The sequence below is a fragment of the Micromonospora sp. ZG13 genome (genome assembly GCF_059359355.1).
The window spans coordinates 43,946-56,206 of the sequence record NZ_JCADBQ010000017.1 but is presented as its reverse complement, the minus strand read 5'-3'; the positions used below and the strand labels follow the sequence as shown (position 1 = coordinate 56,206).

Genomic DNA, 12,261 nt, shown 5'->3' with positions numbered 1-12,261 from the left:
GGTCGTCGTCCCGCTGGCCGGACGGGGGCCGGCCGCGCCGCCGCCGGATTGGTCAATCGGTCAGTCCCGCCACGGCCGCCTCGACCGCCGCGCGGAGCAGCCGCTCGTCCAGGGGTTCCATGACGGCGCTGGCGTAGACGGTCACGAGGTTGTGTCCCACCCGGACGATCACAAAGGCCGACCGTCCGGTGATCCGGGTCCGCCCGCTGCCCGCGCTGAGCCGGTAGTCCACCCGCCAGGACTGCTCACCGAGCGCGGGCGGCGGCTGCGCGTCGACCGCGAACCGGACCGCCGAGCCGGCCGCGCCCCGGGCGGTGAAGCGGGGGCAGGCCCGCCGCGCCGACTCCGCCTCGGCGAGCACCGAGGCGGGCACCGGTTCGGCGTGGGACCTGACCTCGATCACCAGTTCGGCCGACGCGGTGGCGGTGAGGCCGGGCACCGTGGCGTAGCGGGTCCGCTCCCGGACCCGTTCGACTCCGCCGAGCCGGTCCAGGTAGGAGTCCTCGGCCAGGGGCCGGCAGGCCGACGGGTCTATCCGGGAGCCGCCGCCCTCAGGCCGGTCGGGTGGCACCCGCCAGTCCCGGGGCAGCACCGCCCTGACCGCGCCGGCCGCCCGGCGAGCCTCCGCGCGGGTGACCGGTCGACCAGGGTCGGGTCGCCCCGGAGCGGACCGCGTGGGCCCCGGGGTGACCTCGGGCACTGGCGGGACGACCGGTGCGGTCGACGGCGGTGAGAGCCTGGCCGGCTCCGCCACCGGAAGCGGGGCGTACGCCCCGGGGATCCCCGGACCGAGTACCGCCACCGCGAGCAGGGCCGCCAGCACCCCGACCGTCGCGACGGGCACGCGGGCGCTGCCCGGAGCGGACCGGTTCGGTCCAGGCAGGGCAGGCCGGGACACCAGGAACGGCAGGGTGAACGCGACGAGGTAGCCCAGCCAGGCCAGCGGGGCCAGCAGGTGCGCCTCGGCGGTGTCCAGCCCGTCCGCGCGACCGGTCGCCAGGGCGTGCGTGTACTGCAGCAGCGCCGCCGCCGTGCCGGCCGCCCAGCCCGCGGTCAGCGCTCCGCCGACACCGGCGCGGCGGCCGACCGCGAGCACCACCAGGACCGCCCAGCCGGTGAGCGCGCAGAGCAGCCAGCGTTGTTGGGCCTGCCGGCCCGCCTCGGCCAGGGTGTCCGGTGGGAACAGCTCGGTCCGCCACATGGCGGCCCCCGCACCGACCAGCACGGCGGTCAGGACCACCGCCACGACTCCCCGGTCCCACCGGCGCGGCGGGCGTCGGTGTCCCGCCCCGGCCCCGCGCAGCAGCAGGCCGACCAGCACCGGTACCAGGAACGCGAGCAGCGGCCAACCGCTGCGGGGCAACGCGAAGACCAGCCAGTTGCGGGCCGCGTGGCCGTCGGTCGGCACGGACGCCACCGCCGGCAACGGCCAGAGCACCGCGACACCGGCGGCCACCCCGACCAGGTACGTGGCCGAACGCCAGCCGACCGACCCGGGCCGGAGGGCGACCACCAGCCGCGCCAGCAGCACGCATAGCCCGGCCACCGACGCGGCGAGTGGCCCCGCGATCGCGGCGACGAACAGCGCGACGGACACGTCCGCCCGGGCCGAGACGGCCGAACCTCCCGGAACCGGCAGCGCGGTGGCGACGAACGCCGTCACCGCGAAGCCGATGGCCGCGCCGAGAACGGGCCGCCACCAGCCGCCCGCCCCGGCGGAGGCCCGGCGGACCAGCGCGGGCAACAGTCCGAGGCTCAGCAGGACGGAGCCGACCCAGACCGTGACGGGCGGGCCAACGGTAGCCTGCGCGGTCAGGAAGAGGTCACGCACGAGGGCGTCGGCGGCGCCCGCCGCCAGCATCGCGACCGCGCCGACCGCCAGCCCGTGGGTCATGCCACCCGGCGGGTCCGCCGGCCGGTCCAGCGCCGCCGCCCGGGTCGCCGGGTCCGGATGCCGGGCCAGCAGCCGACGCCGTCGCGTGGGACGAGCGGTTCCGGCGCGGAGCAGTGCGGCCAGATGCCCGGCGTGGCCGACGCCGGCGGCGTACCGGTCTGCTTCCCGCTCTCGCCGCCGCAGCAGTCCGGCCGCCAGCAGCGCGGTCAGCACCGCGATGACCGCCGCCCGGCCGAGCGCTGTCAGGTAGGTCGCGTTCAGCCCGAAGAAGGCCACCTCGAGCAGGCCGGCCGTGAGCACCGCCGGCACCGGCAGCCAGATCAGGCCGCGCACGGCCGACGCCCAGGCCACGTCCCGGGCGAGGACGTGCGCGAGTTCGTGCGCCACCACGGGGTCGAACCGCGCCGGGTCGGCGTGGGCCACCGCGACGGCCGCCGGGAGCACCACCGTCGGCCGGCCGGTCACACCACCGGTGGTGTACGCCTGCCGTACGGGCGGGGCGGCGACGACCAACCTCGGCCGGCGTCGCCCGGCCAGCCCGTTGCGGTCGCACAGATCGGCGAAGCGTTCCTGCGCGCCCGGCACGGTGAGCCGGCGACGAAGCCGACGCCGGTCGGCCAGCGGCAGGACCAGGACGAGCGCCGCCGCCGCGCCCAGCGCGATCCCCGCCCCGGCGAGCACGACCACACCGCGCCGGCCGAACTGCCCGGCCAGGCAGCGGTCGCGGGCGGCCGACTGCTCCGCCACCTCCATCGGGTGGGCCCGGGTGCAGACGTCGACGGTGGCCGCCCAGGGTCGGGAGAGCGAGCGGTCGGCGAGGAAGTAGAGGCCGCCCGCGCTGATCCCGACGCTGACCAGGGACGCCAGCACGAGTGCGTAGAGCCAGCCGAGCCGGTCCGGAGGAAGGCGTGGGCCGACACCGGGACCACCGTCGCCGACGCCACGAGAGCCGCCGGTCGTACCGTCCGCAGCCGTGCCACCGTCGTGGTGGGCCCCGCCGGCACCCGGTCCGGTCATGCGTCCGGCGGATCGACCATCGCGCCGACGGCCGCGTCGGCGAGCAGTTGCGCGCGGTCGGGGTCCAGGCCCAGCGCCAGCGCGTGCCGGTGGCACGCCTCCCGCAATCGGCGCGCCTGTTCGGGATCCAACCCCGCCCGGGCGTCGGGCGGGGCGGGCAGTTCGCGGCGGCGGCGACGCAGCAGGCCGGCCCGGACGGTGGTGGCACCGAGGACCAGAACCTCGCCCACGGCGGCGGCCACCACCTGGAGCACGAGTTCGGTGACCATGGTGACGTCGATGCCGAAGCCGACCCCACCCTGCGGGACGGACCAGCTCACGCGTCCCTTCGACAGTTGCCGTCGCCAGCCGGCGGCCACCTCGTCGAAGACCGGAAGTTCCTCGGGGGCGATTCGACGGACCGCCGCGTGGGCAGCGCCCACGACCAGATCGGCGGCGACGTTCTGGGGCTCGGTCACGGCGTCATCGTGCCGGTACGGCGCCAGCCCGAAAACCCGACAGTAAGGTTTCCGGCATCAGGATCTGACGGTCACGGCCACGACGAGGGAACACACGCGCCGCCGTCCGCGCATCCGGGCACCGGAGGGATCCACGATCCGTCCGCGCGGGACGGCTCCTCCGCGGTGGCGCGCGCCGGGCCGCCGGGACCGTGGCGTCGGCGGGAGGCAGGATGGGCGGGTGACCGCCCCCACCCGCGCACCCTCCGCCGTTTTGGACGCGGTGCTCGAACGGTTGACGTACGTCAACGAGGAGACCGGCTACACCGTCGCCCGGGTGGCCACCGACCGGGGCAGCGACCTGCTCACGGTGGTCGGTGCGCTGCTGGGGGCCCAGCCGGGCGAAAGCCTGCGCCTGTCCGGCCGGTGGTCGTCGCACCCGCAGTACGGGCGGCAGTTCGAGGTGCACTCGTACACCACCGTCCTGCCGGCCACGATCCAGGGCATCCGCCGCTACCTCGGATCCGGGCTGGTCAAGGGCATCGGTCCGGTGTTCGCCGAGCGGATCGTCGCGCACTTCGGCCTCGACACCCTCCGCGTGATCGAGGAGGAGCCCGCCCGCCTGGTCGAGGTGCCGGGCCTGGGACCGAAGCGCACCGCGAAGATCACCGCGGCGTGGGCGGAGCAGAAGGCCATCAAGGAGGTGATGGTCTTCCTCCAGGGCGTCGGCGTGTCCACCTCCCTGGCCGTACGGATCTTCAAGCAGTACGGCGACGCCGCCATCACCGTGGTCCGCAACGAGCCGTACCGGCTGGCGGCCGACGTGTGGGGCATCGGCTTCAAGACCGCCGACACCATCGCCCAGGCCGTGGGGATCCCGCACGACAGCCCGCAGCGGGTCAAGGCCGGCCTGCAACACACCCTGTCGGAGGCCACCGACGACGGGCACTGCTACCTGCCCCACCCGAAGCTCGTCGACGACGCCATCAAGATCCTCGACGTGCCGGGCGACCTCGTCACCACCTGCCTCGACGAACTCGTCGAGGAGGAGGGCGTGGTCCGCGAGACGCTGCCCGGGCCGGACGGCGAGCCGACGACGGCGGTGTACCTGGTGCCGTTCCACCGCGCCGAGCAGTCCCTCGCCGGATCACTGCTGCGGCTGCTGCGCGACCGCGCCGACCGGCTGCCCCACTTCACCGGCGTCGACTGGGGCAGGGCGCTGGCCTGGTTGAAGGCCCGCACCGGCACCGAGCTGGCGCCCGAGCAGGAGCAGGCCGTCCGCCTCGCCCTCACCTCCCGGGTCGCCGTGCTGACGGGCGGGCCCGGCTGCGGCAAGAGCTTCACCGTCCGCTCGATCGTCGAACTCGCCGTCGCGAAGAAGGCCAAGGTCACCCTCGTGGCGCCGACGGGCCGCGCCGCGAAGCGCCTGTCGGAGCTGACGGGGCATCCGGCGGCCACCGTGCACCGGCTGTTGCAGTTGCGCCCGGGCGGGGACGCCAGCCACGACCGGGACAATCCCCTCGACGTCGACCTCCTCGTCGTCGACGAGGCCTCCATGCTGGACCTCATCCTGGCCAACAAGCTCGTCAAGGCCGTACCGCCCGGCGCGCACCTGCTGCTCGTCGGCGACGTCGACCAGCTTCCCTCCGTCGGCGCCGGCGAGGTGCTGCGGGACCTGCTCGCCGCACCGGCCATCCCCCGGGTCCGGCTGACGCAGGTCTTCCGCCAGGCCGCGGAGTCCGGGGTCGTCACCAACGCCCACCGGATCAACGCCGGCAGGCCGCCGCTGCTCCAGGGCCTCAACGACTTCTTCCTGTTCGCCAGCGACGACACCGACGTCACCGCCGCCCTGACCGTCGACGTCGCCTGCGCCCGGATCCCCGCCCGCTTCGGCCTCGACCCGCGCCGCGACGTCCAGGTGCTCACCCCCATGCACCGCGGCCCGGCCGGCGCGGCGGCCCTGAACACGCTGCTGCAGCAGCGCCTCACCCCGGCACGCGAGGGGCAGCCCGAGCGCCGCCTGGGTGGGCGTGTGTTCCGCGTCGGCGACAAGGTCACCCAGATCCGCAACAACTACGACAAGGGCCAGGCCGGCGTCTTCAACGGCACCGTCGGCATCGTCACCGCCCTGAGCACGGAGGAGCAGACCCTGACGGTACGCACCGACGAGGACGAGAGCATCGACTACGACTTAGACGAGCTCGACGAACTCGCCCACGCGTACGCCATGACGATCCACCGCTCGCAGGGCTCCGAGTACCCGGCCGTGGTCGTCCCGCTGACCACCAGCGCCTGGATGATGCTGCAACGCAACCTGCTCTACACGGCCGTCACCCGCGCCAAGAAGCTCGTCGTCCTCGTCGGCTCCCGCCGCGCCCTCGCCGCCGCCGTCCGCACCGTCGGCGCCGGGCGCCGCCACACCGCCCTCGACCACCGTCTCGCCTGAGCAGCCCGAGGTCCCCCGCGCCGCCGGGCCCAGCCGGGGGCCGTCGGGACGAACCGGGCGCCCGGCCCACCCGGCGCCCGCGGCCGTCAACCCGCCGGGCGGGGCGCGGACCCCGCGCGACCCAGCGCCGCGAGCTGGATCTGCAACGCCAGCCGGGTGCGCGGCGACCCGAGGTCGACGGGGACGACCTCGGTGAGGCGGCGCAGCCGGTACCGGAGGGTGTTGGGATGCACGTGCAGTTGTCGGGCGGCCCTCTTCGGGTCGCCCTGCTGGTCCAGCCAGGCGGCCACCGTGGCGACGTAGTCGGTGCCGTGCTCCCGGTCGTGGGCCACGAGGGTGGGCAGCGGCCCACCCACCAGCAGGTCGCCGCTCGGCACCGCGCCGACCACCCGGTGCACGACCACCTCGGCCCACTGGTCCTCGAACCGCAGCACCGGACCGCGTCGCCCCGCCGGGGCGCACAACGCGAGCAGCTCCGCCGCCTCGGCGCGCGATCGCGGCAGCTCCGTCAGGTCCCGGGCGACGCCGCCGGACGCGGCGTACAGGCCCGGGTCGTGCACGGCGACGTCGTGGATCAGCTTCTCCATCCACCGCCGCGACCCGGGCGATGTGCCCCCGTCGACCAGGACGGCGAACAGGACGTCGCCGACGTCCGCGAGCAGCGGTTGGCGCCAGCCGTGGCGGCGGGTGATCGACTCCCACAGGGCGAGGTTGTCGACCATCTCCCCCGTACCGCCGTGCGCGCCGAGGGCCACGACCCGCCACGGCCCCTCGGGCAGCGCCAGCTCCTCGCGCCCGATGCCGCCGGGGGCCCGCAGGACGGCCCGCAGCCGGTCGGCCGACACCCGGCGCGCGACGTCGGCCTGTACGCGCAGGCGCAGCAGGTGCAGGGCCAGCACCGACGCCGTGCCCTGGAGATCGCGCAGCCGTCCCTCCGGCACGGGGCCCTCGACGACGGCCCAGATCGAGCCGAGCAGTTCGCCTCCGGCGCGGATCGGGATGATGAGGCGGGGCAGCGTCCCGTCCGGGCCCTGCGGTACGAAGATCAGCTCGCTGCCCGTCGCGAGCTTGCGGAAGACGCCACGGGAACGGAAGTGGGCGATCACGTCGCCGGGCGCGCGGCGGCCCACGATCGTCGACACGCGCGCCGGGTCGGTGCGGTCCTGGCGCGACGAGTAGGCGAGCACCCGGGACTGGGCGTCCTCGATCGTGACCGGCGCGTCGACGACGGCGGCGGTCGCGTCGGCGAGTGCGAACAGCTCGTCGTACACGCCGGGCTCCCCGGTCTCCGGCGAGCCGGGCGCGACGGCCCGGTCGATCACCCCGCGCAGCAGCCAGACGAGCTGGGCCCAGGAGCCGTGGCGCTGCAACTCCACCAGGGTCAGGCGCCGCTCGGCGGCGGCCGACGTCACGTCGGGGTGCGCGGCCAGCGGGGGCTTGAGGACGAGGCCCGCCGCCCCGGCCTCGTGGCAGCGCGCGACGACGGCGAGTGCCTGCTCGCGGGTGGCGATGCCCGCGCCGAGGACGAGGTCGCCGCTCTGGCCGGGCGTGGCGTCGTCGAGCTCGGCGAGGGTCACGTCGCGTACCTCCGCCTCGCCGGCGCGAACGACGACCTTGAGCAACGCGGCGCCGGCCGCGTCCACCACGCCGGCCACGGTGAGCATGCCGCGATTGTGCCTCGTTCTTGTGCCACCCGGCCAACGACCTGGGCGATCCTTGGCCGCGACGGACAATGACCTCTCGGTCCGGCGGGGACAGGATTGGCCGCAATCCCCGTTGCACCTGAAGGAGAAAACGACATGTCCCCCGTCGAGTCAGTGCCCGCCCCCCAGCACGTCGCCGTCGTCGGCGCGGGGATGGTCGGGCTGGCCACCGCCTGGTTCCTTCAGGAGCGGGGGGTCCGGGTCACCGTGCTCGACCGCACGGGCGTGGCGGCGGGCGCGTCGTGGGGCAACGCCGGCTGGCTCACCCCCGGCATCACCACTCCCCTGCCCGAGCCGGCCGTGCTGCGCTACGGGGTGCGCGCCGTGCTCAGCCCGTCCTCCCCGGTCTACGTGCCGCCGCGCGCGGACGCCAGGCTGCTGCGGTTCCTGGCCGGCTTCGCGCGGCACAGCACGCCGTCGAGGTGGCAGCGCGCGATGCGGGCCCTCATCCCGATGAACCGGCGGGCGCTGGCGGCGTTCGACGCGCTGACGGCCGGCGGGGTCGCGGCGCCGACGCACGAGGCGAAGTCGTTCCTCGCGGCGTACCGGACCGAGGCCGAACGGTCGGTGCTGCTCGACGAGCTGGCGCACATCCACGCCGCGGGCCAGGGCATCGAGTTCGACGTCCTGACCGGGGCCGAGGCCCGCGAGGTGGAGCCCTCCCTGTCGGACGCGGTCGGCGCCGCCATCCGCCTGCACGACCAGCGCTACGTGAACCCGGGGCAGTACGTGCACGCGCTGGCCGACTCCGTCCGCGCGCGCGGCGGCGCGATCGTGGCCGGGGTGGACGTCGTGGACGTCCGCGACGAGGCGGGCGGCGTGCGGGTGGTGACCTCCGCCGGCACCGACGAGCGCTACGACGCGGTGGTGCTGGCGACCGGCACCTGGCTCGGCCAGCTCGCCCGGCGGTTCGGCGTCCGCACCGTCGTGCAGGCCGGCCGCGGCTACAGCTTCAGCGTCGCGATCGAGCACCTGCCGGCCGGGCCGGTCTACTTCCCCGCCCAGCGCGTCGCCTGCACGCCGCTGGGCGACCGGCTGCGCGTCGCCGGGATGATGGAGTTCCGCAGCGCCGAGGCGCCGCTGGACGGGCGCCGCGTCTCGGCCATCGCCGAGGCCGCCCGACCGCTGCTGCGGGGCGCCGACCTGGACGCCCGTACCGACGAGTGGGTCGGCTCGCGACCCTGCACCCCGGACGGGCTTCCCCTGATCGGCCGGACCAGGTCACCGCGCGTCTTCGCCGCCGGCGGCCACGGCATGTGGGGCATCACCCTCGGCCCCCTCACCGGCGAACTGCTCGCCGAGCAGATCACCGGCGGCGGGCAGCCCGTGGAGCTTCGCCCCTTCGACCCGCTGCGCTGAGCCGGGCGCGCCGGAGGTTCCACGGGAGGCGCGCAACGATCGGACGTCGCTCCGCAGGGCGGCGAGAGGCGCGGATCGCCGGTGCGACACCCGCTGGCAGGGGGCGCAGTACCGGGCCGCCGGGCGGTGCGCCAGCTCCTCGATCGGGATGTCGCGGTCGCATCCCTCGCAGGTGCCGTAGTGCCCCTGTTCCAGGTAGTGCAGCGCCCGGGCGATGTCACCCAGGGCGCGGCGCGTGGCGGCGGTCAACGCGGAGGCGGCCTCGACGTCCGCGCCGTCCGAGCGCGTCCGGCGCGCCTGCCGGGCCAGCAACGCCAGCTGGGTGCTGTGCCGCTCGTACTGCTCCTCCAGGACGAGTCGGAGCACCCCCAGCTCGGCCTGCCTGTTCACGACGTACACGATCGGTTCCTCTTCCTGCTCGGGCGAAAAGAAAGGGCGGAGCGCTGATGCGCTCCGCCCGCCGGTGCCGGTCCTGTGGATCTCGACCGGGTGGTGGCGGGCGGCGCGGGCGAGGCGCCCGCCGGGTCGGCGGCGCGACGGCGCCCCGGCGGGCGACCGACGGCACGACGAGGCGACGGGTGGTCGTACCCGCCACGGGGTGGGTCCGCGGACCGACCGTCGCGGCCGTGCGCGACGGGGCGCAGAGGTCCTGGCGGGCCGCGGTGCGGCGCTGCCGGGAGGGGCCGGGGACGATCACGGCGCCACCATAGACCGAAGCTCCGCGTACCGGCCAACGGCCGTCGGGTCGCGGGCCCGGCGGCGGCTCGCCGGGTCGGTCGGGGCGGCCGTGACCCGGCGCACAGCGTAGGAAATCGGCGTGCGCGGCGCGGGGCCGACGCTCTACGTTTCCGCCGTGACCCTCGACATCGTGAGCCTGGCGGACCGTCCCGACCTCGGCCGAAGCCTCGACGAGGACTTCGACGGGGCGTGGCCACCGTTCATGCTGTGGGACCCGATGGGCGCGGTGTACTACACCGTCGCCCACGACCTGTATCCCGAGTTCGTGTTCGCGGCCGTGGACCCCGCCGATCCCGCCCGGGCGGTCGCCCGCGCGTACGCGGTGCCGTTGCGCTGGACGGAGCCCGAGCTTCCCGACGGCGGCTGGGACCGGGTGATCCAGCGCGCCGCCGTCAACCGCCTCACCGGCGCCGAACCGAACATGGTGTCGGCGTTGGAGATCTGCGTGCGGCCGGACCACCGCGGCACCGGGCTGTCCGCCGTGATGCTCGCCGCCATGCGAAAGGCCGTCGCGGGACTGGGTTACGACACGCTGGTCGCGCCGGTCCGGCCGAGCGGCAAGCACACCCTGCCCGAGCTGCCGATGGTGCGGTACGCGGCGCAGGTCCGCGACGACGGCCTGCCGGTCGACCCGTGGCTGCGGGTGCACGTCCGCGCGGGCGGGCGCATCGAGCGCGTCGCCCCCAGGTCGATGACGATCAGCGGGACGCTCGCCGACTGGCGTCGCTGGACGGGCCTGCCGTTCGACACCAGCGGGCCGGTCCACGTGCCGGGGGCCCTGGTGCCGGTGCACTGCGACGTGGCGCACGACCACGCCGTCTACGTCGAGCCCAACGTCTGGGTCCGGCACCGGCTCTAGCGCGTCGTGCCGTCCGGCGCGGGCCAGTTGCGCAGCAGGACGTCGAGGGCGTCCAGGACCCGTGACCAGGTCTCCTGCGTGTCGGGGGCGCTGTGGCTGAACCCGCCGCCCATCTCCAGGCTGACGTAGCCGTGGAAGACGCTGCCCAGCAGCCGGACGGCGTGCGTCTGGTCCGGCTCGCTCAGGTCGTAGCCGCGCAGCAGCGCCCGGGTCAGCTGGGCGTGCCGGCCGCCGGCGCTGGCAGCCGCCGTCTGCGGGTCGAGCCGGAGCTGGGCGGCGGCGTAGCGGCCGGGGTGCTCCCGGGCGTAGTCGCGGTAGACGTCGGCGAGGGCGGTCAGGGCGCCCTTGCCGGCGCGGCCGGCCAGGGCGTCGGCGGCCCGGTCGGCGAGTTCCTCCAGTGCGAGCAGGGCGATCCTGGTCCTGAGGTCCTGGGAGCTCTTCAGGTGCGAGTAGAGGCTCGCGACCTTGACGTCGAACCGCCTGGCGACCGCCGAGACGGTCACCTGGTCGAAGCCGACCTCGTCGGCCAGCTCGGCGCCCGCCAGGGTCAGGCGCTCCGTGGTCAGTCCTGCGCGGCCCATGCTCCTCCGCCCGCTCGGCATGACTCATTATGCATTTGCCTAATACCTTTAGGCAAATTAGCGTGCGTTGTATGAAGCCGCTGACCGAGCAGGAGATCCGCACCGCCTTCGTCAACTGCACCAAGGGCGAGGCCAGGCGCCTGTCCGTCCCGCGTGACCTGGCCGAGCGCCCCTGGGACGATCTGGACTACCTCGGCTGGCGGGATCCGCGCGCCCCCCACCGCGCGTACCTCGTCACGGAGCTGGACGGCCGGCCCCGCGCCCTCGCGCTGCGCTGCCCCAGCCCCGCCCCCGCGCAGCCACGGCGCGGCATGTGCTCGATGTGCCTGACCTCCCCCACCGGCGGCGTCTCGCTGATGGTCGCGCCTAGGGCGGGCAGGGCCGGGCAGCAGGGCAACACCGTCGGCACCTACATGTGCAGCGACCTCGCCTGCTCGTTGTACGTGCGGGGCAAGAAGGACGCGGGCGCCGGCGCCCGGCTGCACGAGTCGCTCACCGTGGAGGAGAAGATCCAGCGGACCGTGGCGAACGTCGCCGCGTTCATCGCCACCGTGACCGCGTGAACCGCCGCAGGCGGCATCGCCGCCGGGTCGGCGCCGGGACCGTCCGGCGGGCAGGCGTACCACCGGGCCAGCGGCAGCGCGACGTCCACGCGGAGGCCGGGGGTGGGCTGTCGCGGTGCGGGCGGCGCGGTGGCGGGAGCCGGGCTGACGGTCGGGACCGGAGCGCCGGCCCGGGACGGCGACACCGGGACCGTCGAGGACAGCGCCACGAACGCCACCGCGACGACGGCGGCAGCCAGGGCCGCGCGACGTCCGGCCGGCAGCACGCCCGGCGGCGCCTGATCCGGGTGGACCGGCTGCGGTGGTGCCGGCCGCGCGCCCCGGTGGGCGGCCAGCAGCGCATCGAGTTGCCCGACGACGGCGGCCCGACCGCCCGTGGCGGCGGCGAAGGCCAGGGTGAGGTAGAAGCGGAAGTTCACGGCCGCGACGGCTGGCACCCGCAGCCCGGCGAGCCGGCGCCCGTCGGTGGCGTGCAGCAGGGTGAGCGGGGCCGCGGGATGGTGCGCGGGCCCCACCAGGTCCGCGTACCGCCACTCGCGCCGCCGCCCGCGCGGCGAGGCGAAGGCGACGCGGTGGTTGGTCACCACGGCCATGCCCGTCGCGACGCACCGCACACCCCTCGGCAGGGCGCGGCCGGCGACGTCGTCGGTGACGACGGTCGGAC

8 protein-coding genes are annotated in these 12,261 nt (G+C 75.5%); 4 read left to right on the top strand and 4 right to left on the bottom strand.

The window, feature by feature from the left end:
• Positions 1-52: 52 nt before the first annotated feature.
• Together AC5L34_RS25610 and AC5L34_RS25605 are read right to left on the bottom strand one after the other, a co-directional pair.
• Positions 53-2,911, bottom strand: a complete 2,859-nt coding sequence (locus AC5L34_RS25610) for a M48 family metalloprotease (RefSeq protein ID WP_494827290.1) — start codon at positions 2,909-2,911, stop codon at positions 53-55.
• A complete protein-coding gene (locus tag AC5L34_RS25605) occupies positions 2,908-3,369 on the bottom strand; it encodes a hypothetical protein (RefSeq protein WP_363904225.1) in 462 nt (153 codons plus the stop codon). The genes AC5L34_RS25610 and AC5L34_RS25605 overlap by 4 nt, the downstream gene beginning before the upstream one ends.
• Positions 3,370-3,589: 220 nt before the next feature.
• Between AC5L34_RS25605 and recD2 the strand changes: the two genes are divergently transcribed.
• The gene (recD2, locus tag AC5L34_RS25600) at positions 3,590-5,794 is read left to right on the top strand and encodes an SF1B family DNA helicase RecD2 (protein WP_494827289.1); all 2,205 of its coding nucleotides are present in this window, start codon (positions 3,590-3,592) and stop codon (positions 5,792-5,794) included.
• 86 nt (positions 5,795-5,880) lie between these two features.
• Here recD2 and AC5L34_RS25595 read toward each other — a convergent pair whose 3' ends face one another.
• Positions 5,881-7,458, bottom strand: coding sequence for a helix-turn-helix domain-containing protein (locus tag AC5L34_RS25595; RefSeq protein WP_441177355.1), 1,578 nt, complete (start codon positions 7,456-7,458; stop codon positions 5,881-5,883).
• A 135-nt stretch (positions 7,459-7,593) separates the two neighbouring features.
• Here AC5L34_RS25595 and AC5L34_RS25590 point away from each other — a divergent pair, with 135 nt between their 5' ends.
• The gene (locus tag AC5L34_RS25590) at positions 7,594-8,856 is read left to right on the top strand and encodes an NAD(P)/FAD-dependent oxidoreductase (protein ID WP_441177354.1); all 1,263 of its coding nucleotides are present in this window, start codon (positions 7,594-7,596) and stop codon (positions 8,854-8,856) included.
• An 853-nt stretch (positions 8,857-9,709) separates the two neighbouring features.
• Positions 9,710-10,453 (top strand): GNAT family protein, encoded by a 744-nt coding sequence (locus AC5L34_RS25585; protein ID WP_441177353.1) that lies wholly within the window; start codon positions 9,710-9,712, stop codon positions 10,451-10,453.
• On the opposite strand, the gene AC5L34_RS25580 is transcribed toward AC5L34_RS25585, so the two are convergent.
• A complete protein-coding gene (locus AC5L34_RS25580) occupies positions 10,450-11,034 on the bottom strand; it encodes a TetR/AcrR family transcriptional regulator (RefSeq protein ID WP_441177352.1) in 585 nt (194 codons plus the stop codon). The genes AC5L34_RS25585 and AC5L34_RS25580 overlap by 4 nt on opposite strands.
• Before the next feature lie 71 nt (positions 11,035-11,105).
• Here AC5L34_RS25580 and AC5L34_RS25575 point away from each other — a divergent pair, with 71 nt between their 5' ends.
• The gene (locus tag AC5L34_RS25575; protein WP_441177351.1) at positions 11,106-11,597 is read left to right on the top strand and encodes an FBP domain-containing protein; all 492 of its coding nucleotides are present in this window, start codon (positions 11,106-11,108) and stop codon (positions 11,595-11,597) included.
• Positions 11,598-12,261 lie beyond the last annotated feature (664 nt).